Here is a 24,397-nt window from a genome sequence, read left to right on the forward strand (position 1 = left end):
ATGGAATCTGTTGCCCGGTTTTACCGGCATGCGCACCTGTCGTTCAAAGCACTGTTCGGCTGGCTTAATCCCGGTGTCTACCTGATGGTTATGGTCATTAACCCGTTAAGCCAATTGCTCTTCTTCGCAATGCTGGCCAAATACGCTTTCCAGGGAAGCAATCTTGCCGGTTATGTGGTTTCGAATGCGCTTCTGTTATGCGTGATGAACGCTGTCTTCGGCATGATGACCGTTATTAACTCTGACCGCCAGATGGGTACACTGCAATTGGTAGTGGCAAGCCCTGCCAGCAAAATAGCCGTCTTCTTTGCCCGGGCTATCTTTCATATTGTCAGCGGCCTGTTCACGGCAGCACTTGGACTCGCTTTCGGAATGCTGATCTTTGGGCTTACCTTCTCGGGAGAGCAGCTTGCATGGCTTGGCCTCGTGTGGACCGTATCCATTTCCGCCGCCTGCGGACTTGGGTTTGTGATCTCAAGCTTTGCGCTCTGGTCGCCTTCGATGCATATCTGGTCCAATTTGCTTGCAAGCGTGTTGCTCCTGTTCAGCGGAGCCAGCTTCCCGCGTTCTTATATGCCGGACTGGATGTACACATTATCTGAATTCTTCCCGCTGACAAGAGGTGTAGAAGCGACAAAACTGCTTATTCGTACCGGGGATAATGAATTTACAACCATCCTTACCCGGATGGCCGAAGAGGGTTTGCTTGGATGCGGATTTTTTCTCCTGGGTATACTGCTGTTCTATTATGCTGAATATTTAGCAAGGGTTAAAGGCACTATGGAGATGGAGTAGGATACATAGAGGCTTCCAGTGATGGCGGCCTTTATTCGTTCTTCCAATAGACATTAATCTTCATGTCAGGATATGGTATCCTTGATGCAGGTGAATATTGGGGGGATACGTATATGATTACCGCTACAGCGGCAAGAATCATAAATTTTTTGCCGGATAAATGGGTCACATCCATATCGAGAAATATTATTAATAATTACCTGAACAAATATGCAAATATACATATAACCGGCAGTGAAAACTTAAAAGAAATACAAACACCGACTATTTTTGTATGTAATCATCTAAGCAATTCGGATGGATTAGTGCTGGACAAAGCTCTAAAAGCGATTGATCCGACTTTTGTAGCAGGTGAAAAGCTGTCAAATAATGCAGTGACCAGCATCGGTGTTAATGTAATTAAGACTACAACTATTAAGCCCAATACCGCTGACAAAGAGGGTCTCGAAAAGATAATCAAGCTTGTTAAACAAGGGGAAAGCTTACTGATCTTCCCGGAAGGAACCCGAAGCAGAGCCAGCAGTTTGATTGAAGCGAAGAAAGGTATCCTTCTTATAGCAAGATTAACCGGAGCTCCCATTGTACCTGTCGGGTTATATGGGACAGAGAAGCTTTTACCTATTCATCAAGATGGCGATATGAAGGCGGAAACGTTCAATAAGGCAGATGTGCATATCCAGATCGGACAACAATTCGAATTGCTTCAGCGGGCGAAGGAGCAGGATAAAAAAGAATATGAAGAGTCCACCCTCTCATACATAATGAAAAAAATAGCAGAATTATTACCCGAAGGCTATCGGGGAGTCTATAAATAATCTGAGCTATCCTTTGAAATTTCTAAGGCCATCCTTTGCGGATGGCCTTCTTTCTGTTCAGCGACTCGCCCCAGGCGCAGTAATCAGAATCTTACTGGCAAGAGCAATAGTCTGTGCACGTTCCGCTTCAGTAAGACCTGCGGTTACCTCCGTAATCTGACGTTCAATCTGCTCTCCGACTTCATGAATGATCTGCCACCCTGCCGCAGTTGCCCTCACGTTGAATCCCCGCTTGTCGGCCGGTGACACGGTCCGCTCCACCAGTCCGCGGCGCTGGGCACGGTCCACGAGTCCGGTAATACTGGATTTATCAAGTCCCAGATGCTTGGCCAGCTGCAGCATACCCGGTTCCCGGTCCCTCAGGATACCCAGCAGACGGATCTGAATGATCGAGAGATCATGCTCCGCCCCTATTCTGGCGAGAATGTTCTGGATCAGGAAGGATAGCTGCACCAGACTGTCCACAATCGACAGATCATCCAGTTTATCAAAAGAATCATCGTAACTGCTCATATTCGCCCCTCCGGAATTCATCATTTATCTAACCTGCTGTCCACATTGTATCATAATCGCCGTTGACTTTGTACGTGAAACAAACTATATTGTTTGTATTACAAACTTTTTAGTTTGTGTCACAAACAAAATTCGCCCATGGGGCAAATGGAGGCCAATATTATGTATGCTGTTGTTGTACGATCCTTCGATTCAGATCCGAAATATGAAATTCACGATACTCCGGTTCCCTCTGGAGAACATGAAGCTCTAGTTGATGTGCTTGCAGCCGGGTTGCATCTCCGGGTACGGGCACAAGCCAATGGTTCTCACTACACCAGTACGGATGAATTACCCCTGATCCCTGGTGTTGACGGGGTAGGCAGGCTGCCGGACGGTCAGTTGGTCTATTTCGTTACAACAGATACTGCTCTAGGCTCTTTTGCCGACAAAACTGTAATTGACCTGCGGCGCAGTGTGCCAATTCCCGCTCATGCCGATCCTGTGCTCATCGCTGCCGCTATGAATCCGGCCATGTCAGCCTGGGTGACCCTGCGCCGCAGGGTTCAGGCACAGCCGGGGTTCAAGGTTCTCATTCTGGGAGCAACCGGCAATTCCGGACAGATGGCGGTCCAGATCGCCAAGCTTATGGGGGCCAGTCAGATTATCGCTGCCGGGCGGGACCCGGAGCGTCTCCGTTCGCTTACGCCGCTTGGCGCGGATGTAACGGTGTCACTTGCGGGTGATCCGCAAGCAGCTGCCCGGCGCCTCGGCGAGGTGGCTTCGGAAGTGGATATCGTTCTTGACTATCTGTGGGGCGAGCCTGCCGGACTGGCTATGATTCCGCTGCTGACCCGCCGGTCTGACCGCAGCCGGCTGCTGACCTGGATCCAGATTGGTTCCGTTGCCGGAGCAGATGCCGCTATCCCTTCTGCCGCACTCCGCTCGGCCAACTTCCAGATCATCGGCAGCGGTCAAGGGTCTGTGACTCCAGCCGGATACTTGGCCGAATTCCCGGCGCTCATCGATGCGATTGCTGGAGGCAAGCTCATTGCGAACCCTATTGCTTTTCCGCTGTCCAAGATTGAAGAAGTGTGGAATACTCCGGCAGGCAGTCAGCAGCGGGTAGTATTCACGCCGGCGAATTAAGTAATTCCCTGACCTGAATTGTATAAGCAGGCCCGTGTCCGGCTTTTGTCAAGCTTTGTTATCCCGGTTGTAACTTCCCCTCTTGATAAATCTGGAAAGTGAGTGATAAACTTAGCAGGGCATCCCGCATAAGGAAGCATGCTTACTCTCTACAGAACAGGAGGCCGAAGGAAAATTGGCGATTTATTTGGTAAGACACGGCAAAGATGATGAAGGATTCCGTGGCGGATGGAGCCAGCGGGGACTTATCACGCAAGGTTACCGACAATCCGAGAAGCTCGGCCGCTATCTTCAAGATAACCAGTCTTCATTTAACATAAAGCGTATTGTCAGCAGCGATCTGCAGCGGGCTCTGGATACGGCTGGTGAGCTGGCAAGAGAGCTCGGATTGCCGCTCGAGCGCAGTATGGACTGGAGGGAAATGAATAATGGCGTGATCGCCGGCATGCCGAACGAAATCGTAAATGAACGGTTTCCGGGTTTGTATTTCTCCGGTTTACGGATGGACGAGCGCTATCCCGGCGGCGAAAGCCCGCTGGAGTTCTTCACACGTATCAAGGAAGCGTTCGGCCGCTTATGCGAAGAACAGGCCAACCGCCATCCGGAAGGTAACCTCATGATTGTTACTCACGGCGGAGTCATTAATATTATCTATCATATTATAAAAGAATTAGACTGGAACAACCGCGGCAGTAAATTCCCGGCTTCCTATACCGGCTTGCACACCATCGAGCATCAGGACGGCAAATGGATCGTTTCCCTGGAGAATTATACTGTGTAGCTTACAAAAAAGGCAGACCCGCCAGCCATTACGGCTTTTGGGTCTGCCTTTTTTCAAACCTAAACCTATTCTTCTGACTGAACATCCGGACGGTCCGGCAGCTGCTCAAGGTAACTGTTAGACATATTCAGCAGCTTCTGCACGTTATTGAACTGCGCTTCAGTCGATCCGCCAGCAATCACAGAATTATCCTTCTGGCTGAAGTTGGTTCCGTCTGCGTAGGCTTCTCCGGTTACATAAATACTTGAATTATTGATAAAAGAGCCCGTCGGCAGGAAGTGCCGGACCGGTAACAGATTGGTCTCCTGATTCAGCAGATCCTCCCCGAAGTGAAGCTGATTCTGCACGGAGACGCCCAGCAGATTGGCTACAGTCGGCAGAATATCAATCTGTCCTCCGGTATGCTCAATTACAGCGGGCAGCGTTCCGGACGGAGAGTGCACAATGAACGGGATATTGAACATATCCGTATAACCGTACTCATACCCGATCAGCTCTTTCAGCCAATCCTTCTCGTTATCGCCAAGCGCATAGAGCGGTACACCCTGGTGATCCCCGTAAAATACAATCAGGCTGTCGTCCCACACTCCGCTGGCCTTAAGTTCATCCAGGAACTGCCCCATCGCATAATCCGCATAATTCTGGGACTGGATATAGTCGCCAAGCAAGGTCCCCTGATACTGCTCAGGCAGAGTCATCTTAAGCTTATCCTCCGGCAGACGGAAAGGATGATGAGCACTCATGGAGATTACCATGGCATAGAACGGCTCTTCCTTCGCATCCAGAGCGGCCAGCTCGGGTACGGTTTTGGCGAACAGCACTTCGTCTGAAGAACCAAAAGCAATATGGTCATCGTCCCCATAGAAGCTTTGATCATAATACTTATCGAATCCGATGGCTGCATAGAGTTCTTTGCGGTTCCAGAAATCCACGCTGTTGGTATGGAAGGTATACGTATGATAGCCGTTTGATTTCAGCAGACCCGGCAGACTCGGTAGTGCTTTGTTCATATAATTGGAAGAAGTCGCCGGCTCATTCTTGGGCACATAAAAAGAAGTATTCACCACGAACTCCGCGTCCGAGGTTGTACCTTGACCCGCATCCGTATAAAAATTATTAAAATAAGTATTGTCTTTCACAAGCTTGTTAATGTTCGGCGTAACTTCCTGTCCGTCAATGGTCAGGCCGACCAGGAAGTTCTGGAAGGATTCCATCTGGACCACGATCAGATTCTTGCCTTGGTCGGCAGCAAAATACTGGGGGGACTCTGGCACGGTAATGCCTTTCAATTCATTCACAGCCGTCTGCGTAATCTCTTTGCTGTCGATGATTTCTTCCTTCTCCGTAGTATCGGCGAACAGGGTATATACCTCGTAGTTGAGGATGCCCATACTCTCGGCTTTCTTGATCTCATTCATGCTCGCATGGTTCGGCCAGATATTGAAGATACACAGTCCGATGGAGACAGCAGTGATCACTGTCAGCACCGGCCGGCTCATCCGCACGGTACCTCTTTCTTTCCAGCGCGAAATATATTTCGGCCGGAACATCAGGAACAGGAAGAACACGACGTCCACGAAGATAAACAGATAATAAGGAGTGATGAGGGAATAGGTGCTCTCCCCAACCTTCGTAACTTTGTCGGCCTGCTGCAGCGCATGATATGTCGCAATGACGCCATAATACTTGTAGTACATCAGCACAGCGAAATAAATGACCGTTATAAAAAGATTGGCCACCATATAATAGAGAATCTTCCGCTTGCGTGCCAGCCACTCGATGAGACTGAATACAATGAGGAAAAATGGAATTTCCGTAAACATGGTGCCCCAGTTAGGCCCGTCATTAAAAACAACATACCACGCCACCCCACTCTTGAGCAGCAAGAGAAAAGTGAACAGCAATATAGGCTTGTTGCGGATATCAAATGATTTTTTCATAAGTGGTCTCTAGCTCCTTGTATTTCAGAAAGAATTACATCACGTTTCAATAATATGCATAACAAGAGGTCTTTGCTCCAGCTGTTGCCATAGAAGGACTAACGATTGGTCACTTCCTCACATTTGTTGTAGGCGTAAATTGTACTACTGAATTAAAGCACAAATTACGTAGGTTATCAACCTATTTTAATTTCGCGGATAAAAACGGCAATACCGTCCTCCGGGGGACGGCATCTGTTTCATCCTTCATACTCAAACGGTTCGTCGCACGAGTAAATCTCATCGAAAAATCCGTTATACAGAATATCGTCTTCCAGGCATTTAATGAGAAAAGACAGCCGCCCGTCACATTCCGGTTCCCCGCCGTTATTCCGCATGACCTCGAAGGCATCCACAACACTTTCCATCAGGGTAACTTGGATGAATAAAGGCAACTGATCCAGCACCGCTGGTTCAATCCGGGTCTCTGACCTGTACCCTGCGAGAACGGTTGCAAAGTAATCAGCCATGAATTCCTTACGTTTACCGGGATCGGGTTCAAATTGTATCCAGCCCACTCCATGTGTCCAGAGAGCTGCCAGCTCAAACATATACCAGCCGAAACAGCAATTGTCGAAATCGTATACGGTAATTTGTCCGGTATCATAATCTATTGAATAATTCCCGTCATTGTAATCGAAATGAAGCATTCCGAAAGTCTCCCCGTTCGCTTCCACTTCTCGCAGGGTGCTAAGCAGCTCAATCAGCTTCCCCTTAAGCAAGGCCAGGGATTCAGGAATCAGCTCATCCAGATATGCGGGATTGTATTTGTCAAAAAAGCTATACCGGCGATGGACCGGCGTGTACTCTTTGGATAACTGATGCAGTTTCCCCAGTACTTTACCGCAGTTATAATAATATTCGGTAATGGGCACACCTTCCCTGTACCGGTAATGATGCTCCACCAGCATTTTTCCTGCGGCCTTAGTGAACAGGCTGACAAAATACCTGTGATTATCGTGAGTAATCTCTTCCAGCAGATTCCCGTTCCGGGAGCTGATCACATTCGCGACGCTGCCTCCATGCTCATACAGGTAGCGGACATACTCCAGTTCACCCAGGAAATCGTCGCGGCTCCGGTCAGGCAGGAAAGCGAACCTGAGTATTTTGGGGCTGGCGCCTGCTTTTTCACAGGTGTATACAATATTACGCCCACCCTCATGCGCCTCAATCTGCCCGAACTCATAGCCGTATAACCCGTACAACTCTGATACCAGGGGAAGTAAGTGTGCAGTACTTTTTTGGGCAACCTCAATATAGTTTATAATATCTCCTCCAAATCTAATTTGCGCGGCGATTTCCTGTACCGGAATCCCAACCACCATATTTTACCTAAAGCAACCACTCAAGCTCCATGGATAGTTTTTATATATTCAAACTTTACTGTTATTTATTTCATTCCGCTTCTATACAGTCATCCGCCAGCTTATTGAAGCTTTTTTGAGATTCACTTCCCCCTTTGGCCGGCAACATAGTTACGGAAATAATCAACAAATGGGCTATACAGCCTTTTCGCCTCAGCAATAGCACTCTGAAACTCTCTTTCCACACTCTCCGCCTGTTCACGCTCTAACGGGCTCCAGTATTCATGATCCTCATAATCATTAAGCATATAATAAAAAAATTCACAGGGTTGCTTCACTGCCTGGTAACTGTCAGCGAATCTACCGGAGTCCGCCAAAAAGGAGGCCCATGAGATTTCCTTACGTTCATACCGCAAATAGAGACAGCCAATATGCAGATCGTATACAGTATCCGGAAAAGCCTCAAAGGGTTCTGAGAATGCGTACGTATTCACTATTCTTATAGCGTCCCCAATGTACTTTTGGGTTGCCAGGTCCATAATCCAATATGGCGGTTTATCCATCTGTTCAATTATTTCATCACAAAAGAAGTAATAATGCTTGTACCAGATAAGCCTGGCTTCAAGCATAACCCCCATTTTTCTTGCGAATAGTCTATTCAATTCGATTTCCATAGATCTGCTCACCTCAAACCTAATTTATTCCTTCAATATAGCACACTTCCAATTTTCAGAATGCTGCGACATCAGTGAATTAGAATATAATAACTAAACACAAAAAACAGCCCCGGTCATTCGCTGACCATCGGGCTGCTTTCTATTCGTATAAACAACGGTTCGAAGGAATTACACCTGCGGTTAAGACGTATAATTCTTGCCCAGTCCCAGGCTGGTCAGCAGCTGTCTGTAGGCAATCGATGTCCGGTCTGCCGGGATATGGGCTTCCGCCTGCAGATCGAGCGGCAGATCCTCCGGAGTCTGCGACTCCACCATCTCCGCATCCTCCTGGAACACCTGCAGATTGAACTTGATCGTATCCTCTACAGGGGCGCTCTTGTCAAAGTTACGGGAGATCGGGCAGAACAGCCGGGTATAGCGGGCGGATACCGGGGATGCACAGTTCAGAATCTTCAGCCTGCCCTCATCCGGGAAATAGACAGTCAGCGAAGCGGCAAACGGTGCAAAGACGCGGAACTCGCGCAGCCACATGAACCCTTCGGGTGCAGGGTTCTCCTGACCTTTGCCGTAGTTGCTGACTGTGCTCCAATACTCCGCTACCAGCTCCGTATCCCCTTCACGCCATACCTTATACTGGGGGACCTCTGTGTTGTTGCGGTCACCGAAGGTTGCCGTATGCACGTAAGCGAAATGCGATACATCCAGGAAGCCTTCCATCTGCCGCCCGGAGGAACCGGCAATATCAAAGCTCGGAATTAGAATATTAATGTAGTCGGGATCATCCCAGGCCGGAAAAGATGGGATTTGCTCCGGCGCGCCACCAAGGCAGGTCCAGATCAGGCCATAACGCTCCACGGCGGGATAGACAATCAATTTCAATTTGGGTGAGATCTTGCTGCTTGGATGCGCCGGCACCGCCGTACACTTTCCTTCACAGTTATACCGGAAGCCGTGATACGGGCAGACAATCTCACCGTTCTCAACCCAGCCCTTGCTTAAGGGCGCTCCACGGTGGAAGCAGAGGTCCCGGGCAATGACCACCTTGCCTTCGCTGCGGTACAATACCAGCTTCATATCCAGCAGCTTCACCGGAACAGGTTTATCCTGAACCTCATCTGCGGCCGCCACCGGGTACCAATACTGGGCCAGTATACGCCAGTCTTCTGGCGAGAAGGTGCAATCACGCGGGAGCTCCAGTTGTTCCTGCCGTTTCTTTTCCTCTATCATGACCGCTCCACCTCTCAATTCGCTATGAATGCATAAGATGATTTAATTATATGTTAGAATAACTAACTTGTTGTGTATATTTTAAACTGATTTCGCTACTAAAATCAATTACAAATCCATTCCTTTTGTAATTTCGCCTAAAATACACCTGTCAATGTTATGCATCATGACATAATGGGAGCAAAACCTTAATAGATGTATATTCAGGCCATCCTCCACAAAAGTTAACGGGTGCGCTACCGGAAGCTGCAATACATACAGCATTGTAAATGGTACCGCTTTGCACACTGATGACCGGGTGCTTTCAAGTATATCTGTCTTTTCAAGTATATCGGTCTAGTAAGATTCGCCTAATAATAGTTTCTAAAAATAACTTGCTTTATTTAAGTTATAAGCTATAATAAAAACATAAGAGATACTTCAAAAAACTTACAACCACATTCGAGGAGGAATTACAATGACAACATTAAACATCGGAATTATTCTGGGAAGTACCCGCCAAGGCCGCGTTAGCCCGCAGGTAGGCGAATGGGTGAAAGGTATTGCAGATGCACGCGGAGATGCCAATTACGAAATCGTGGATATTGCCGACTTCAAACTGCCGCTTCTCGGTGAAACCGACAGCTATGCGGAAGCCCAAGCGTGGGCAGCCAAGCTGGCAACACTGGACGGCTTCGTGTTTATCGTACAGGAATATAACCACAGTCTTACCGGAGCACTCAAGAATGCCCTGGACTCCGCCCGTGAAGAATGGAACAACAAGGCAGCCGGTATCGTAAGCTATGGTTCAGCCGGAGGCGTCCGCGCCGCTGAGCATTTACGCGGAATTCTCGGCGAGCTGTCCGTAGCGGATGTTCGCGTACACCCTCTGCTCTCCTTGTTCACTGACTTCGAGAACGGCTCCGTCTTCAAACCGGCTGATCTGCATACCGCCAACGTTAATGCCATGCTCGATCAGGTTCTGGCCTGGAGCGGCGCCTTGAAGACTTTGCGTCAGTAAATAAAGGGTAATGGCAACGCATCATTATCATTAATAAAGGAATAAAGGGGTCTCAACCGCCAGAAATGGCTATTGAGACCCCTTTTTACATTGAGATGGATGGATGGATTGATAGATTGATAGTGGAACTATGTGAGAATGCTGCGCGAACAGACTGTTGCTCCAAGCACTGTGGGAATGGCGCCGGCAGAATGGAGACTACTTGGTAGACATAAAAAGCTTTGTAGACATAAATGTTGCACGTTTTGCAACTTGTATTGGTATATACCCGGGTGTTCAGGCCGATTGTTGTAAGAAATACAACAATTGTCCCGCTAAACCGCATGGTGGAGGAGAATTGCTGCATTTTGTACAACATTATTGGATTTGAGCCGAAATCATGAGGAAAATGTTGTATTTTATACAACAATTTTGTATTCGGGCCGAAGTTATAGGTTCAGCCGATACCTCCATCCATACGCATACGCACAAGTCTAATCCTATCTTTAAGATGATTCATCAGGACCCCCGCTCTTCTTATCGTGACAGCAGCCTGCTGATCAGCTCCCGGCGGCTGGACACGCCTGCTTTGGCAAAGATTGACTTCAGGTGATCCTGAACGGTATAAGCAGAGATATGGAGCGACTCCGCCAGTTCCTTGGTGGATAACCCCAGCAGCAGCATCTCTGCAAGCTGTTTCTCGCGTGCGGTTAAGGTAAAGGCATCGGCCAGCAGGCGGAATACATCGGAGGATCTGGCATTTACAAATGAAACGGCCAGCATGCCTTCCGGACCGTCCAGCCTGCTGGCTGTAACGGTCAGATAAGTCCCATCCCCGGTTTGAAGGCATATTTTAGCGCTTGAAGGGACAGTACCGGAAGCTCTCTCCTCCGCTACGACCCGTAAGCACACGGCCCGTACCGGACCCGGCAATACTCCCGTATCCAGACGTTCGAACTTCTGCATCTGCTCCAGCCAATAATTCGCCGCTGCATTCGCACTCAGCGGAACCAGCCGCTCATTCAGCATCATAATTCCGTTATCTTCCGGCGCCCCGCTGTCCGAATCCTTGCCGGGCTGCGATGTGGCGTAACTGCGCAGTCCGGCAGCAATCAGCGGAGCAGCGGAAGCGATCCGGGCACATTCCTGCGCTTGAAACGGAAGGCTATCCAGCGGACGGAATAACGTCAGGAAGCCCCAGCAGACCCCGCCTGCCATGAGCGCTGCGCGCAGCTCATCTCCGAACCCGGCGGGCTGCAGTACTTTGCGGTAACGCTGACTCTTCTCAAGGCTTCCGCCGGTAACTCCGCTTAAGCAGGCTACCGGAAGCTCCGCCTCAGCCAAGTGCTCATACTTCATATAATCCTCATGCAGATATTCATATTCGAACAATACAGAGTGCACAGCTGCGAGCCCCTGCTCCGTGACTGCCCCGGTGGTTAGAAGCGTATGGGGATCTACTGTTGTGCAGCAGGCCGCGGCAAACGGGATAATAGAACGGAGTTTAGCAATAACCGCTTCCCTGTATTGCTGTGAATTCATAGCTCTCCCGCCCCGGGCCGGGTCCAGCTGTAGAATGCTTTTCATCGCCTCGTTCATCTTGGTGTCCTCTCTAAATCCCACATATGTGGGATGGTCTCCCGTCCTTGAAATCCCGATAATGAAACATAATTCCTATTATATCGCAGGTAAGCTTACATTCAATATTCAAGGACGGAGAAGATACAATGAAAACAGATATTATAGTCATCGGCGGTTATGGTCATGTCGGGTCACAGATTTGCCGGCTTCTTGGCGGGAAGCATCCCGGGAAGGTCTATGCGGCGGGAAGAAACCTGAAACGTGCCGAAGAATTCTCCCGGAGTACCGGCGGTTATGTGAAGCCGCTGCGTCTGGCGGCAGAGGAGCCGCTGGACCAGAGGCTGCTTGAACGGGTGAAGCTGGTTGTGATGTGCCTGGACCAGCAGGATACCCGGCTGGCAGAAGCCTGCTTACAGAGCGGCACGCATTATGTAGATGTCTCGGCGAGCGGCGAGTTCCTCAGCAAGCTGCAGAAGCTGGACCCGGTGAAGAATGGCCTCCAGGCTGCAGCCCTGCTGAGTGTCGGCCTGGCTCCAGGGCTGACCAACCTGCTCGCGGCACGGGCCATGCAGGAACTGGAGCATACCGAGTCCGTTGACATCTCCATAATGCTCGGGCTTGGAGACAGTCACGGACAAGCTGCACTGGAGTGGACAGTGGATAATCTGGGTGCAGCCTTTGAGATTACTGAACACGGCAAAGCGCGCACGGCTTCAAGCTTCACCGGGAGCAAGTCCACCGACTTCGGCTTTGATCTGCGGACCCGGACAGCCTACCGCTTTCCCTTCTCTGATCAGCAGACTCTGCCTGTAACTTTAGGCGTTCCATCTGTTTCCACCCGGCTCTGCTTCGATTCCCGCATCTCTACCTCCGCTGTTGCTGTGCTGCGCAGATTAGGTCTGCCTGCGCTGCTGCGGAACAGAACCTGCCGTAACTTTGCTGTCCGGGCTTTCGGCAAATTCAGGTTCGGCTCGGCACGCTTCGCGGTTAAAGTGGATGCCTATGGGTTGAAGAACGGCAAGCCCATGCAAATAGAATATGGAGTAGAAGGTGTACATGAAGCAGACATTACTGCAATAACTGCCGCTGGTGTAATCCTTAACCTCTACGAATCTGCACCTCCGCCAGGTGTCTATCATATTGAGCAGTTATTCACACTTCAGCCGGACGGGAACCGTCTGTCACTGGTATCCGCAGGGAAGGCCGGAACCGGCGTAAGTATGTCCTACCCTCTGAACGGCGTCACTTTCTGGACGCGGAGTACTGTCCGATAGATTCTCTTTTTGCAAATAATGAAGCGATTCGCTACAATAAAATGAATCATTAACCCGTCCGCCAAACATCTTAAATTTGCAAATCTGGCGCGTCCAAGCTATCTATCTCTCCCTAAGGAGGACTACTCATGTCCAGCCAAGAACCCGTTCAGCCGACAGAGCTCCAGGAACAATTCACCCTGCTGATGCGCGGACTGGGAACCCGGACAGTACAATACCAGCAGAATGTGGCCTCCGCCCTCGGACTATACAATAATGACTTCATATCCGTAGATATCCTGCGTGAAAAAGGTCCGATTACCGCCGGAGAACTGTCGAAGCTAACCGGACTGACTACCGGCAGCGTCACCGCATTAATCGACCGGCTGGAGAAAACCGGCTATGTCCGCAGAGAAAATGACCCGGGTGACCGCCGCAAGGTGATTATCGTTCCGCTGTATGAGCATAAAGCGGATGTCATAGAGACATATTCCACACTTCATTCGGCTATGATTGCCTTGGCTGCTTCATATACGGAAGAAGAGCTCCTGCTGATTACTCAGTTTCTGGGCAAAGCTGGCGCAGTGCTGGAGCAGCAGATCGATCACCTGAATGCCAATCCTCCGTGCAGTTCTAATTCCTGACGCCTTCCTGAATACAACAAGGCGGCCGTTAACCTAACGGCCGCCTTGTTTATGATATTTTATTGGATTACGGATGAAATGAATCTGGCCATCTCACCGCTGGTCTCATTCAGCTTCTCAATGACATCGCTGAACTGGGTAACGAGCTCAGCCTGCGCCGAGGAAGACTTGGCGATTGCCTCAATCTCCTGTTCCATCTCCCGGATCGAGCGCTGTACCGTGCTAAGAGAATCCTCAATCGACTTCGTAGCTTCCTTCGTATGCACCGACAGCTTGCGGACCTCTGTCGCCACCACACCGAAGCCTGCCCCCTGCTCTCCGACCCGCGCAGCCTCAATCGCCGCATTCAGGCCCAGCAGATTCGTCTGCTCGGAGATCTCCCGGATGAATCCGGCAACCTTATTCACCTGCTTGGACTCTTCCACCGTCTTGCGGGAATTGTCCAGAATCTGCGCGGTTGTCGCCGACAGCTCCTGAGACTGGGCCGCCACATTCTGAACCATATCCACAAGCTGGCCGCTGATCTGATTAATGCTTTCCGTCAGCTGTTCCATTTTATCTTCATTTTCCAGCGTATAGGCAATTGCGAAAGCCCCGATCACTTCTCCCTCCGTACCGTAAATCGGGACTGCCGAAGAAATTACAGTTGCTCCATACAGCTCAGGTGACAGACGGTTTGTCGTGGCGCGTCCGGCCAGGGCATTGCCGAGGGACGGATCATCCGGCGAAACTGGACTTCCTTTGGTTAAGCCGAAATCCAGCACTTTACTGGGTGCATAATAATGGAATATTTCCCGGTCCGTAATGCCGATCATAATATCCTGTGCGTGAATCTGTTTGAAGAAAGGTGCTGCTGCGACCAATGCTGCCAAGTTATCCATAAGCATCTCCTAAATGTGAATGTTTAGAATTATTATCGACACATTTAGCCGATTAGTGAAGAGTGCTGATTATGAATTATGAACGTCCTGAATTATGAACGCCCTGCCTTAACATGCTTAAGCTGAGCCACAATAATGACGCTGATGATAATTAGCAGAAACCATGAGCTGATCTTGCTGAAGCCCACCAGATGCCAGGCTTCATGCTGGTCCGGATATTTCCAGGCACCCAAGAAGGTAGCGATATTCTCAGCGATCCAGATGAAGAAGCCTACAATGAAAAAAGCCAGCGTCAGCGGCATCCGGTACGTCCGCTCCTGCACCCGGTAGATGATCCATGTCCTCCAAAAAACAATTACCACGAGCGCCGTCAGCCACCAGCGGAAATCCGGAATAAAGTGGTGCGTGAAAAAGTTCAGGTAGATCGCTCCGCCCAGCAATCCCGCAGAGGCCAGCCCCGGCCAGCCGGTCATGTCCATCTTCAGCCTGCGCCAGATCTGGCACATATAGCTTGCCACGCTGGCATACATAAATCCGCTGTACAGCGGTACCCCGAGCAGCTTCGTGTATCCCGGATCAGGGTATGCCCATGAGCCCATTCTTATTTTATAAATCTCCAGCACCAGACCAATCACATGAAATACGCAGATTACCTTGATCTCATCGAGGGTCTCCAGCCCGCTGCGGTACATAAGGTACTGCACGGTCAGCAGGATCAGCAGAATGGCATCATACCGGTGGATGAAGGGCACTTCTACTTTACTGGTAAGTATCAGGGTTCCAAAGATCGCAACGGGAAAAATGCAGCTCATCGCGTGATGATAGCCGAAATGCAGCAGCCGTACCAATGATTTCAATATCGTCCTCTCCTCGTTCCCCGCTCCCTTTTATTCTGTAGCTTCCGGAGTGTATTCTAATATATCTCCCGGCTGACAATCCAATGCCTTGCAGATTGCCTCGAGCGTTGAGAACCGGATCGCCTTCGCCTTGCCGTTCTTGAGTATAGACAGGTTAGCCATCGTTATGCCCACCTTCTCCGTAAGCTCAGTTACACTCATTTTCCGTTTCGCCAGCATCACGTCAATATTGATTATAATCCCCATGGTCATCACCTCAGACTGTCAAATCATTTTCAGATTTTAGTTCAATAGCTTCGTTCAACAGCTTCTGGAGCACTGCAGCGAATACAGCGATCACCATGGAAGCCAGGATAATGATCATTCCGATGACGATAATCCCCGGGGCATCATCCCTCTCCGCCATCAGATAGAACAGGGGCATGCCTATAACAAACATACCGCTGATGGCGACTGCACAGTTCTTGATATTCTTCAGCACCTGTACAGAGGTATCCGAGAATGCCTTGTTCTGGTCGATGTAGCCTAACAGCTTAAAGGCCTGATAGAGTGCGATGTAAAAAGGCAGTGCCGCCCCGTACAGATCGATCATCACGAGAGCCTGTATGTAAGCCATATCCGGATACAGCTCTGCTGCAAACCCCGCGATCTCCGGCACTACAAATACACATAGAGCAAGTGCAGCCAATCCAAACAGCACAATCACTGCCTTCAAAAAAGTGGTCGACCCTGGTTTGCGTTTCATTGTAAAAGCACCTCACTTCAGAATTGTGAGTTTAATTTACCACATAATTTATCGTTTATCAATATATTTAGATTGAAACATGATATTTAATTATTGTTTATCTGTTACTCATTGGCGGCAGATATCAATAAACTGCTGCAGCGCGGCAGGCAGGGATTCATTCTTACGCGTGCAGACAGCAATATGGTTGCTTAGGTGAATCCCCTCCACATGCACACGGGAGAGCTGCTTCCACTCCACATATTCGTGCACTGCGAGAGAGGAGATGAAGTTTGCACCATACCCCGCGATTACTGAACGGATGGCTTCACCCAGTCCGCTGAATTGCAGTGCGACCTCTGGCGGCTTCAGGCCATAAGTCGTACATAACGAGACAAGGCGCTCTCTTGTTGAGCTGCCCTCCTCCCGCATAATGAACGGCTCCTGCATCATCTCCGGCAGTGAAACCGTACGGTCTGCATAGGGATGGGAAGGGGCTACCACGAACCACAGCTCATCCTCGAAAAGCTCCAGCCATTCGACATCCTCCGGTTTCTCCTTGGCTCCGCCCCCATAGAAGGCAACGTCTGCTTCATGCCGCTGCAATTGCTCAAAGGCCTGCTGGGAGTTCATTGTTGTAATCTCGATCTCAATCCCTGGATGTCCCGCTTTGAATCTGGCAGCCCAGCCGGGAACCAGGAAATTAGCCGGCAGATAAGTAGCGGCGATACGCAGCTTCCCTTTTTTGCCCTGGCGGTAGTCTTCTACAAATTCATCCATTTGTTCCTCATAGGTGAAGAGATTCCCTGCCTGCTTCGCCAGTTCTGTTCCAAAGGAAGTAAGTGAAATACCGCGGCCGCTGGGGTTAAACAAAGGCAACCCCAAATCCTTCTCGAACTTCTTGATTTGGCTGGTAACCGCCGGCTGGCTGATATTGAGCCGTGCAGCCGCTTTCGTGACGCTGCCCGTCTCGGCAACATAATAAAATAGTCTTAGTGCATGCAGGTTCATGCAGATCGCCTCGATTCATAATCAAATTATATGCAAACTACAAAAACATATATTAGTTTTATGAATTATTTTACCTTATATTTAAAACAGATCCAATACAACACTTAACCAAACGGAGGGATTCACATGAAAGAACAGAACAAATGGAGTAAGGTTGACGCGTATTTCAATGACAAGCTGCTGGCGGCAGATCCGGTGCTGGACGCCGTTCTGGGCGCTAATGAAGGTGCAGGATTACCGGCGATTGATGTTGCTCCGAACCAGGGGAAGCTGCTGTATCTTCTGGCTAAAATGAAAGGTGCCGTTAATATTCTGGAGATCGGCACGCTGGGCGGCTACAGCACCATTTGGCTGGCCAGGGCGTTGCCGGAAGCAGGAAGACTGGTTTCGCTCGAGTTCGAGCATGAACATGTAGTCGTCGCTGAGGATAATCTGAGAATGGCAGGGTTAGCGGATAAAACGGAGGTGATTGAGGGGCCGGCACTTGAGACGCTGGCGACACTTGAAGCCCGGGGTCATGGCCCTTTTGACTTCATCTTTATTGACGCCGATAAACCGAACAATCCCCATTATCTGAAATGGGCATTGAAGCTGGCCCGGCCGGGAGCAGTCATTGTGGCCGATAACGTGGTGCGTGATGGTGAAGTCATTCAGGCAGACAGTCCAGATGACCGCGTACAGGGCGTCCGTCAGTTTATGGATCTGCTCTCCGCCGAGCCGCGAATCGAGGCTACTGCACTGCAGACGGTAGGCAGCAAGGGATACGACGGCTTCGTGCTTGGCATTGTTATTTGAATGTCTTCATCTTGCTGTTATTGTGCATGAATCGCCAGTATGAACAAGATAAGCGATTCTCAGTCCGCTTCACTCTCTTGTACAATACAAAAGTGCCCCACAATATCACAGGGCACTCTTGGCTATCGGTTATTTTAAGTAGAATACATCTTTCAAATTCTTGGACACCGGGCTGTGGTCAGGGTTAGTCTCCATTAACGGCTCCATATACACCCACCACTTCCGGCAAATCTCCGTCTGCGACATCTGATCCCACCGCTCTTCGTCTTCAATCTCTACGTAAGCAAACAGGCTGCCCGTTTCTTCATCCAGAAAAATAGAATAATTATGTGCGCCATGGTTCTTCAGCTCTTCAGCCATATCCGGCCAAAGCTCATCATGACGGCGTTTGTACTCCTCATAAGCATCGGGATAAACATGCATAACACTCGCTTTTCTAATCACTGTTCAGCTCTCCAGACATATAGGGGTGTAGTTAAAACTTAAATGAACTATTATATTGAACATTATAAAGTATAGATGAACTTTATTGAATATAAATAAACACAAATAAACTCGAATATCTGGCTTAAATTAAGGAATCCCCTATATTGCTGATCAGATGCTGCTTGAGCTTGTCCGCCTCTGTCTGCTGTAGGCCCTTCGCTACCAGTCTGGCCATTTCTATGGCCCCGGCTTCCGAGAAATGCGTGTTATCCTCTGCTCCCTCAGGAAGGTTAGCATATTGGCCCGGTTCCGCCCACAGAAATACTTGCTTGGAACGAGCCTCACCAAGCTCCTCAAAATATACTTTGCTGAGTGAAGCGAGATCCACAAAGGGTACAGCTTCCCGGACGGCCAGCTGCCTCATAGCTTCAATATAATCCCCGTGGGTATTCCGGATGGCCCCATCCTCCTCGAAGAACCGCCGGTGCATGGGTGCTACAAGCACAGGATACGCGCCGGCTGACCGCGCAAGATCAATATATTGCTTCAGGTAGTGCTGATAGGTTGTGAACGGACCCGCACCTTCTTCTGTTTCCTTCTCATCGTTGTGGGCAAATTGTACAAGCAGGAAGTCGCCCTTGCGCAGTCTTTTGGCTATCCGCAGCAGACGGCTCTCCTCAATAAAGGTTCTGGCGCTTCTGCCGGAACGTGCATGATTCGCCACAGCAATGTCTTCATCCAGGTACAATCCGATCATTTGGCCCCAGCCTGTATAAGGGAATTGCCCCGAGGCCTGATCCGTTACGGTAGAATCTCCGGCAAGAAATAGAGTAGGGATGGAGCTTACCCGGTTAACCGTCACCTGCCGCACACTTGGTGCAGCACCGCCGAAAGCCAGCTTGAGCACACCATCCTCGACATACACAGCAAAGCTGCGGGTGGTGATCTCACCGGGCCCGGTCTTCAGCTCAAGCAGTCTGAGCCGGCCGAGTCCTTCTCTTACGGTAGTAACGGCGGAGGTGTCCGGTGAACCGATCTCCAGCGTTACGGTGTAATTGCCATTCGGCACATCCATCAGCAGTGTCGGCACCGCAGGAGAGAAATAATCTCCGGGCCATGAATCCTTGAGCTCCTCATTCTTCGAGCCTGCCGGCGCAGCGGCAAAGCCATAACCCTGTTCCATGTCATACAGGCTATCCAATGCGGGTACAAACGAATAGTTAAATATCATACGGGCATCCACCTTTCTTTTCCCGTCTACACTAATTCATCCGGGTATAGAAGACAATCGGACTCTTTTGCCGGTTTTGCACTTTTTTATTCCCGGACAATCTCCTCCAGCACTCTCCCGTCGCCATGCCCGAAATCGATCCCCAGAATTCTTCCCAGCGTTGGCGCAATATCGACCATTTCGATGTCGCCGATAGAATAGTCCTGTTTAATCATGCCGCCGGAGACGACAAAATTGCACCGGTAGCCGCTTTTGTCAGGAGAATAACCATGCGTAGCATAACGAATTCCATGTGCCTGCAAATCGACAACCAGCTGCTCCTCCAGACTCTCATCAAAGGAATAGCCGCGCCGCGCTTCAAGCATTACTCTTGTGGAATGGCTTGCATGAAGACGGTCTAATGTCTCTCTGTGGTATACGCTTTCAACCCCTGACATGTCATTCTGCCTACATTCTTCAATAGCCGTGAGCGCGAGCCGCTCTGCTTCTTCGTCTCCCGGCCGGACATGCAGGTACGCTGAACCTCCGCCGCACTGGAAGTATGCCCGCCATTTCATTACGCCGCCCTCTTCATAGATAAGACCCTTTGCCTGCAAAAGCTTGTTCAAATGCACTTTGTAGCGCACATTGAACTGGCCGTGGTCTCCGAGCACCATAATTACCGTATCCTGCCTGATCCCGGTATCTTCCACAGCCTGCAGGATCTCACCCAGCCGGTTATCCATGCGCAGGATGACTTCTTTCACCTCATCGCTGTCTGTCCCATACAGATGTTTGGCATCATCCAGGTCAATCAGATGCATCATGAGCAGATTAGGCTTGTTGCGCTTAATCGTGTCTATCGCACACTTCGTTGTAAAGTCATCCAGATAAGGCTGGGTAATCCCTTGCCTGATCCGGCCGTATTTCAGCTCCATACGGATGCAGTAGGCGGGACTGCCGCTTCTCAGCACCTTAAGTGCCTGATTCTCACCTTTCAGCGCCCTGATTTCCGGGATATTATACCGGATCGAGGACTTGCCCGAAACCGGCCAGAGGAGTCCGGCGGTACTGAGCCCTGCCTTACGTGCAGCATCATAAATTGTCGGTACCTTGACCGCCTCACGGAACCAGAACCAGCGCTGATCCTCCTCCTTCACGAACGGCTGCAGCGGATTGTTGTGGTGAATGCCGTGCTTGTCCGGATGAACGCCGGTAGCGATGGTGGTATGAACTACATAGGTGAGTGTGGGATATACGCTCCGCAAGCGGTTGCTGTGGGCACCTTGCTTAATCAGTCTGGATAAATTGGGCAGCCGGCTGGCCAGTTCCCAGTTGTCCTCCGAGAAGGCATCGTAGGAAATGACGATCAGATGTTTAGCTAATGGCGCGCGAGGCGTTGTCGGTTCCATGTCAGTTCCCCTTAGGTAGTGTGATGAAGATGAAGAATCCGATCAGAAACAGCGGAATTATGGATAAAATGCTAAAGCGGGCCTCGCCCGTTAACGTCGTAGTCAGTGACATCAGCGCCGGGCCGAGAATTGCCGCGAACTTGCCGAAGATATTATAGAAGCCGAAGAATTCATTGGAATTCTCCTTCGGAATGATTTTGGCGAAATACGAGCGGCTGAGCGCCTGGATGCCGCCCTGGGCCGAACCGATGAGCGCGCCGAGAATAAAGATATGCCACACTGAGGTGATGAAGAAAGCCGCAATACTGGAAATGATATAAGTGAAAATCCCGAAGATAATCAGCTTGCGGGCAGAGTGGGTTTTGGCCAGATTACCATAGAGGATCGCACACGGAAAGGCAATGATCTGGATGATTAGCAGAATTCCCAACAGGGTGAAAGTGTCCAGCGAATCCCCGCCCAGCACCGACGTCGCATACGGCACCACCATTTTAATAATGGTATCTACCCCGTCGATATAGAAGAAATAAGCAATCAGGAATACAAATACAATTTTGTGCTGGCGGATATTCATGAAGGTGTTCGCCATTCTTTTGAAGCTGTTTGCAACCGGATTAGGTTCAGGCTCAATATAGTAGCGCTGCTTCACATCTCTGATCATAGGCACAGTGAGCAGCCCCCACCATAGTGCAGTGATGATGAATCCAATCTGATAGCCGATGGCCTTATCCATCCCCATCATGAAGATCAGCAGCAGACTGATTCCGAACGGAATACAGCTGAAGATGTAACCGAAGGCAAACCCTCTTGTGGATACCTTATCCATCCGCTCATCATCTGTAATATCAACCAGGAAGGAATCATAGAAGATATTAGCCCCGGCAAACCCGACCGCTGACAGAATGTAAAAAGCAATCAGCAGCTGCCATTGTCCGCTATCCGGTGACACGAAGGCCAGGGAAGCCGTAGCAAGCACGCCTACCGCTGCGAAGAAGATAAAGAAGCGCTTCTTCCTGTCCTTGTAATCGGCAATCGTCCCCAGGATCGGACTGAGCACCGCCACCAGAATACTGGCAATGGAATTGAAATAGCCCAAATCCATACTGCTGCCCACAGTGGTGAACATGCCGAAGATAATGGGCAAAAGCGCCGTAGTCACCGCCATCGAGTAGGCAGAATTACCGCAGTCATACAGAATCCATGATTTCTCCTCTTTACTCAGCTTCATCTAATCTTCTCCTCCAATAACCGATTGTTTCAGTTATATCACGCGAACATATGAAGCATGTTAATGGGATGTAAAATCACAGAATCTCTGGCTTGGTGGCCATAGCCTTCCCAATATCCTGCAATATACATGGTCATTATAACCTGAATTACCAAAGGATAGGGTGAAAAATATAGATTAAGCTCACTAGATTCACGGAATATATATGGGCAGAGGGCGCTGCAGCAGGATGGAGACTTTTCAGTAAACACTGTAGAGATAAATGTTGTACGTTTTACAACTTTGGATCATTGATAGTTAGGTTTCCAGGAGGATTGTTGTATAAAATACAAGAATAATTCGGCTAAGCCGCTTGAAAAAGGTAAAATCCTGCATTTCATACAACAATTCCGGATTTGGGGCGATATGTGAGGGGAAATGTTGTATTCTGTGCAGGATTTCATGACAAGTTATCAGAAATCAGCCACAGAAAGCCGATGAAACGGTAAAACCGCAGCTAAGGCGTCTAAGAACACCAGCAATTGAAACGCCGGGACAATACCTAGTCCGCACATAAAAATGGCACCTGTCCCGGAAGGTCCGGGAAGGCGCCATGCTTTTAATATCAGAAACCGGGCAGCCGTTCACGCCGCCTTCCGTTTGTATACGCGCATCGCAAACAGATATGCGGCAACCAGTATCCCCAGGCACCAGGCAAGTGCAGTCCAGATGTCATATCCGGCAGGCTGCCCCGCCAACAGGGCGCGGATAGTCTCCACTATGGAGGTCACCGGCTGGTTCTCGGCAAAGGCGCGGACAGCCCGCGGCATAGTTTCAGTAGGCACAAATGCGGAGCTGATGAAGGGAAGGAAGATTAGCGGGTAGGAAAAGGCGCCTGCGCCGTCTACCGATTTGGCGGACAGTCCGGCAATCGCCGCGATCCAAGTCAGGGCCAGCGTGAACAGTGCGAGTATACCGGCCACGGCAAGCCATGATAATACGCCAGCCGGAGAGCGGAAGCCCATAAGGAGCGCTACAAGAATGATGACGGCAACCGAAATCGCATTGGACACGAGTGAGGTCAGCACATGCCCCCAGAGCGCCGCCGAGCGCGCAATCGGCATCGAGTGGAACCGTTCGAAGATGCCGCTCTGCATATCCATGAACAGCCGGTAGGCCGTATAGGAGATGCCGCTGGCAATTGCAATCAGCAGGATGCCGGGCAGCAGGTAATTCACATAGTTGTCCGTGCCGGTCTGAATGGCCCCGCCGAACACATAAACGAACAGCAGCAGCATGGCAATCGGAGTGATGGTGACTGTGATGATGGTATCCAGGCTGCGGATAATATGGCGCATGGAACGTCCAAGCATAACGCTCATATCACTGAAGAAGTGTCTCGCTGTCATTTCCATTTTACTTTCCCTCCCTATTACCGGTGATGGCAAGGAATATCTCTTCTAATGTGGGTTGTTTCTCCACGTACTCCACCTTGTCAGGCGGAAACAGCTTCTTCAGCTCCGTGAGTGTGCCGCTCGCAATAATCCTGCCCTCATGCAGAATAGCGATTTGATCGGCCAGCTGTTCGGCCTCCTCCAAATACTGCGTGGTCAGAAATACAGTCGTGCCCTTAGCGGCAAGCTCTTTGACTGTCTTCCAGACTTCGATCCGCCCTTCGGGGTCAAGTCCGGTGGTCGGCTCGTCGAGGAAGATAAGCTGCGGTTCTCCCACAAGGCTCATGGCGATGTCGAGCCTCCGGCGCATCCCGCCTGAATAGGTTGATACTCTGCGGCTCCCGGCTTCAGTCAGGCCGAACCGCTTCAATAGATCGTCTGCTAGCTGAAGCGGATGGTTCAGGTGCCGGAGCCTGGCGATCATGATCAGATTCTCCCGCCCGGTCAATATCTCATCCACGGCAGCAAATTGTCCGGTCAGGCTGATCGACTGGCGTACATGATCAGGCTTCGATGCGACATCAAAGCCGTTTACGGTTGCACTTCCCCCATCCTGTTTCAGCAGCGTAGTTAGGGTTCTGACAATTGTTGTCTTCCCCGCACCGTTGGAACCGAGCAGAGCGTAAATTTCGCCGCTCCGCACCTCAAAGTCGACGCCCTTCAGAACTTCTATATTATTGAAGGACTTTCGCAGACCTTTCACTTCAATGGCATTGCCCATTTCTGCTTCCCCCGTTCACTTTG

At 50.0% G+C, this 24,397-nt stretch carries 25 protein-coding genes; 8 read left to right on the forward strand and 17 right to left on the reverse strand.

The window, feature by feature from the left end; all coding sequences use genetic code 11:
• Complete coding sequence (locus tag NYE33_RS27325) at positions 1-795, forward strand: ABC transporter permease (protein ID WP_042136007.1); 795 nt, start codon at positions 1-3, stop codon at positions 793-795.
• A 113-nt stretch (positions 796-908) separates the two neighbouring features.
• On the forward strand, positions 909-1,610 hold the full coding sequence (locus NYE33_RS27330; protein WP_076246741.1) for a lysophospholipid acyltransferase family protein: 702 nt from the start codon (positions 909-911) through the stop codon (positions 1,608-1,610).
• 57 nt (positions 1,611-1,667) lie between these two features.
• Here NYE33_RS27330 and NYE33_RS27335 read toward each other — a convergent pair whose 3' ends face one another.
• Entirely contained in the window at positions 1,668-2,123 is a 456-nt protein-coding gene (locus NYE33_RS27335; protein ID WP_042141050.1) for a MarR family winged helix-turn-helix transcriptional regulator, read from the reverse strand.
• A 162-nt stretch (positions 2,124-2,285) separates the two neighbouring features.
• Between NYE33_RS27335 and NYE33_RS27340 the strand changes: the two genes are divergently transcribed.
• Together NYE33_RS27340 and NYE33_RS27345 are read left to right on the forward strand one after the other, a co-directional pair.
• Complete coding sequence (locus NYE33_RS27340; RefSeq protein ID WP_341068366.1) at positions 2,286-3,251, forward strand: quinone oxidoreductase family protein; 966 nt, start codon at positions 2,286-2,288, stop codon at positions 3,249-3,251.
• 175 nt (positions 3,252-3,426) lie between these two features.
• Entirely contained in the window at positions 3,427-4,032 is a 606-nt protein-coding gene (locus NYE33_RS27345) for a histidine phosphatase family protein (RefSeq protein ID WP_336101603.1), read from the forward strand.
• 65 nt (positions 4,033-4,097) lie between these two features.
• Here NYE33_RS27345 and NYE33_RS27350 read toward each other — a convergent pair whose 3' ends face one another.
• The 4 genes from NYE33_RS27350 to NYE33_RS27365 form a co-directional block, all read right to left on the reverse strand.
• Positions 4,098-5,972: an LTA synthase family protein gene (locus NYE33_RS27350; RefSeq protein ID WP_341068369.1), complete on the reverse strand. Its 1,875-nt coding sequence runs from the start codon at positions 5,970-5,972 to the stop codon at positions 4,098-4,100.
• 239 nt (positions 5,973-6,211) lie between these two features.
• Entirely contained in the window at positions 6,212-7,216 is a 1,005-nt protein-coding gene (locus NYE33_RS27355; protein ID WP_341068371.1) for a phosphotransferase enzyme family protein, read from the reverse strand.
• Between the two features lie 242 nt (positions 7,217-7,458).
• On the reverse strand, positions 7,459-7,989 hold the full coding sequence (locus tag NYE33_RS27360) for a hypothetical protein (RefSeq protein WP_341068373.1): 531 nt from the start codon (positions 7,987-7,989) through the stop codon (positions 7,459-7,461).
• 183 nt (positions 7,990-8,172) lie between these two features.
• Entirely contained in the window at positions 8,173-9,219 is a 1,047-nt protein-coding gene (locus NYE33_RS27365; protein ID WP_340987766.1) for an aromatic ring-hydroxylating dioxygenase subunit alpha, read from the reverse strand.
• A 457-nt stretch (positions 9,220-9,676) separates the two neighbouring features.
• Between NYE33_RS27365 and NYE33_RS27370 the strand changes: the two genes are divergently transcribed.
• Positions 9,677-10,219 carry an NADPH-dependent FMN reductase gene (locus tag NYE33_RS27370; protein ID WP_042135999.1) on the forward strand — a complete coding sequence of 181 codons (543 nt, stop codon included), beginning with the start codon at positions 9,677-9,679 and terminating at the stop codon, positions 10,217-10,219.
• A 516-nt stretch (positions 10,220-10,735) separates the two neighbouring features.
• On the opposite strand, the gene NYE33_RS27375 is transcribed toward NYE33_RS27370, so the two are convergent.
• The gene (locus NYE33_RS27375) at positions 10,736-11,797 is read right to left on the reverse strand and encodes a helix-turn-helix transcriptional regulator (RefSeq protein ID WP_341068376.1); all 1,062 of its coding nucleotides are present in this window, start codon (positions 11,795-11,797) and stop codon (positions 10,736-10,738) included.
• A gap of 128 nt (positions 11,798-11,925) precedes the next feature.
• On the opposite strand from NYE33_RS27375, the gene NYE33_RS27380 reads away from it, so the two are divergent.
• The gene (locus NYE33_RS27380; protein WP_341068378.1) at positions 11,926-13,053 is read left to right on the forward strand and encodes a saccharopine dehydrogenase family protein; all 1,128 of its coding nucleotides are present in this window, start codon (positions 11,926-11,928) and stop codon (positions 13,051-13,053) included.
• 128 nt (positions 13,054-13,181) lie between these two features.
• Complete coding sequence (locus NYE33_RS27385; RefSeq protein ID WP_042135995.1) at positions 13,182-13,676, forward strand: MarR family winged helix-turn-helix transcriptional regulator; 495 nt, start codon at positions 13,182-13,184, stop codon at positions 13,674-13,676.
• A gap of 59 nt (positions 13,677-13,735) precedes the next feature.
• On the opposite strand, the gene NYE33_RS27390 is transcribed toward NYE33_RS27385, so the two are convergent.
• The 5 genes from NYE33_RS27390 to NYE33_RS27410 all read right to left on the reverse strand — a co-directional run bounded on the left by NYE33_RS27390 (position 13,736) and on the right by NYE33_RS27410 (position 17,149).
• Positions 13,736-14,557, reverse strand: a complete 822-nt coding sequence (locus NYE33_RS27390) for a methyl-accepting chemotaxis protein (protein WP_042135993.1) — start codon at positions 14,555-14,557, stop codon at positions 13,736-13,738.
• 92 nt (positions 14,558-14,649) lie between these two features.
• Positions 14,650-15,414: a DUF817 domain-containing protein gene (locus NYE33_RS27395; RefSeq protein ID WP_076246759.1), complete on the reverse strand. Its 765-nt coding sequence runs from the start codon at positions 15,412-15,414 to the stop codon at positions 14,650-14,652.
• A 30-nt stretch (positions 15,415-15,444) separates the two neighbouring features.
• Positions 15,445-15,660 carry a helix-turn-helix domain-containing protein gene (locus tag NYE33_RS27400; protein WP_042135991.1) on the reverse strand — a complete coding sequence of 72 codons (216 nt, stop codon included), beginning with the start codon at positions 15,658-15,660 and terminating at the stop codon, positions 15,445-15,447.
• Between the two features lie 10 nt (positions 15,661-15,670).
• Positions 15,671-16,159, reverse strand: coding sequence for a DUF2975 domain-containing protein (locus NYE33_RS27405; RefSeq protein ID WP_039308893.1), 489 nt, complete (start codon positions 16,157-16,159; stop codon positions 15,671-15,673).
• A gap of 108 nt (positions 16,160-16,267) precedes the next feature.
• Positions 16,268-17,149 (reverse strand): LysR family transcriptional regulator, encoded by an 882-nt coding sequence (locus NYE33_RS27410; protein ID WP_341068381.1) that lies wholly within the window; start codon positions 17,147-17,149, stop codon positions 16,268-16,270.
• A gap of 126 nt (positions 17,150-17,275) precedes the next feature.
• On the opposite strand from NYE33_RS27410, the gene NYE33_RS27415 reads away from it, so the two are divergent.
• Complete coding sequence (locus NYE33_RS27415; protein WP_042135987.1) at positions 17,276-17,944, forward strand: O-methyltransferase; 669 nt, start codon at positions 17,276-17,278, stop codon at positions 17,942-17,944.
• A gap of 129 nt (positions 17,945-18,073) precedes the next feature.
• Here the strand turns inward: NYE33_RS27415 and rhaM are convergent, their stop codons facing one another.
• The 6 genes from rhaM to NYE33_RS27445 all read right to left on the reverse strand — a co-directional run bounded on the left by rhaM (position 18,074) and on the right by NYE33_RS27445 (position 24,374).
• A complete protein-coding gene (rhaM, locus tag NYE33_RS27420) occupies positions 18,074-18,388 on the reverse strand; it encodes an L-rhamnose mutarotase (RefSeq protein WP_076246765.1) in 315 nt (104 codons plus the stop codon).
• 124 nt (positions 18,389-18,512) lie between these two features.
• The gene (locus NYE33_RS27425; protein WP_341068383.1) at positions 18,513-19,601 is read right to left on the reverse strand and encodes a rhamnogalacturonan acetylesterase; all 1,089 of its coding nucleotides are present in this window, start codon (positions 19,599-19,601) and stop codon (positions 18,513-18,515) included.
• Between the two features lie 86 nt (positions 19,602-19,687).
• Positions 19,688-20,992 (reverse strand): alkaline phosphatase family protein, encoded by a 1,305-nt coding sequence (locus NYE33_RS27430; RefSeq protein ID WP_341068384.1) that lies wholly within the window; start codon positions 20,990-20,992, stop codon positions 19,688-19,690.
• A gap of 1 nt (position 20,993) precedes the next feature.
• Entirely contained in the window at positions 20,994-22,220 is a 1,227-nt protein-coding gene (locus tag NYE33_RS27435; protein ID WP_341068385.1) for an MFS transporter, read from the reverse strand.
• 623 nt (positions 22,221-22,843) lie between these two features.
• Positions 22,844-23,614, reverse strand: a complete 771-nt coding sequence (locus tag NYE33_RS27440; protein WP_341068386.1) for an ABC transporter permease — start codon at positions 23,612-23,614, stop codon at positions 22,844-22,846.
• A gap of 1 nt (position 23,615) precedes the next feature.
• Positions 23,616-24,374, reverse strand: coding sequence for an ABC transporter ATP-binding protein (locus NYE33_RS27445; RefSeq protein ID WP_076246773.1), 759 nt, complete (start codon positions 24,372-24,374; stop codon positions 23,616-23,618).
• Positions 24,375-24,397 lie beyond the last annotated feature (23 nt).

Origin of the sequence: Paenibacillus sp. FSL R10-2199 (assembly GCF_038000235.1) — a bacterium.
Taxonomy (GTDB): domain Bacteria; phylum Bacillota; class Bacilli; order Paenibacillales; family Paenibacillaceae; genus Paenibacillus_AQ; species Paenibacillus_AQ phytohabitans.

What these genes read in the sequence shown, in the direction of transcription:
- NYE33_RS27440 (WP_341068386.1), bottom strand. Translation starts at nt 23,614, where the DNA reads ATGGAAATGACAGCGAGACACTTCTTCAGTGATATGAGCGTTATGCTT.
- NYE33_RS27425 (WP_341068383.1), bottom strand. Translation starts at nt 19,601, where the DNA reads ATGATATTTAACTATTCGTTTGTACCCGCATTGGATAGCCTGTATGAC.
- NYE33_RS27405 (WP_039308893.1), bottom strand. Translation starts at nt 16,159, where the DNA reads ATGAAACGCAAACCAGGGTCGACCACTTTTTTGAAGGCAGTGATTGTG.
- NYE33_RS27325 (WP_042136007.1), top strand. Translation starts at nt 1, where the DNA reads ATGGAATCTGTTGCCCGGTTTTACCGGCATGCGCACCTGTCGTTCAAA.
- NYE33_RS27330 (WP_076246741.1), top strand. Translation starts at nt 909, where the DNA reads ATGATTACCGCTACAGCGGCAAGAATCATAAATTTTTTGCCGGATAAA.
- NYE33_RS27430 (WP_341068384.1), bottom strand. Translation starts at nt 20,992, where the DNA reads ATGGAACCGACAACGCCTCGCGCGCCATTAGCTAAACATCTGATCGTC.
- NYE33_RS27370 (WP_042135999.1), top strand. Translation starts at nt 9,677, where the DNA reads ATGACAACATTAAACATCGGAATTATTCTGGGAAGTACCCGCCAAGGC.
- NYE33_RS27360 (WP_341068373.1), bottom strand. Translation starts at nt 7,989, where the DNA reads ATGGAAATCGAATTGAATAGACTATTCGCAAGAAAAATGGGGGTTATG.
- NYE33_RS27340 (WP_341068366.1), top strand. Translation starts at nt 2,286, where the DNA reads ATGTATGCTGTTGTTGTACGATCCTTCGATTCAGATCCGAAATATGAA.
- NYE33_RS27335 (WP_042141050.1), bottom strand. Translation starts at nt 2,123, where the DNA reads ATGAGCAGTTACGATGATTCTTTTGATAAACTGGATGATCTGTCGATT.
- NYE33_RS27410 (WP_341068381.1), bottom strand. Translation starts at nt 17,149, where the DNA reads ATGAACCTGCATGCACTAAGACTATTTTATTATGTTGCCGAGACGGGC.
- NYE33_RS27445 (WP_076246773.1), bottom strand. Translation starts at nt 24,374, where the DNA reads ATGGGCAATGCCATTGAAGTGAAAGGTCTGCGAAAGTCCTTCAATAAT.
- NYE33_RS27365 (WP_340987766.1), bottom strand. Translation starts at nt 9,219, where the DNA reads ATGATAGAGGAAAAGAAACGGCAGGAACAACTGGAGCTCCCGCGTGAT.
- NYE33_RS27375 (WP_341068376.1), bottom strand. Translation starts at nt 11,797, where the DNA reads ATGAACGAGGCGATGAAAAGCATTCTACAGCTGGACCCGGCCCGGGGC.
- NYE33_RS27400 (WP_042135991.1), bottom strand. Translation starts at nt 15,660, where the DNA reads ATGGGGATTATAATCAATATTGACGTGATGCTGGCGAAACGGAAAATG.
- NYE33_RS27380 (WP_341068378.1), top strand. Translation starts at nt 11,926, where the DNA reads ATGAAAACAGATATTATAGTCATCGGCGGTTATGGTCATGTCGGGTCA.
- NYE33_RS27415 (WP_042135987.1), top strand. Translation starts at nt 17,276, where the DNA reads ATGAAAGAACAGAACAAATGGAGTAAGGTTGACGCGTATTTCAATGAC.
- NYE33_RS27350 (WP_341068369.1), bottom strand. Translation starts at nt 5,972, where the DNA reads ATGAAAAAATCATTTGATATCCGCAACAAGCCTATATTGCTGTTCACT.
- NYE33_RS27435 (WP_341068385.1), bottom strand. Translation starts at nt 22,220, where the DNA reads ATGAAGCTGAGTAAAGAGGAGAAATCATGGATTCTGTATGACTGCGGT.
- NYE33_RS27385 (WP_042135995.1), top strand. Translation starts at nt 13,182, where the DNA reads ATGTCCAGCCAAGAACCCGTTCAGCCGACAGAGCTCCAGGAACAATTC.
- NYE33_RS27390 (WP_042135993.1), bottom strand. Translation starts at nt 14,557, where the DNA reads ATGGATAACTTGGCAGCATTGGTCGCAGCAGCACCTTTCTTCAAACAG.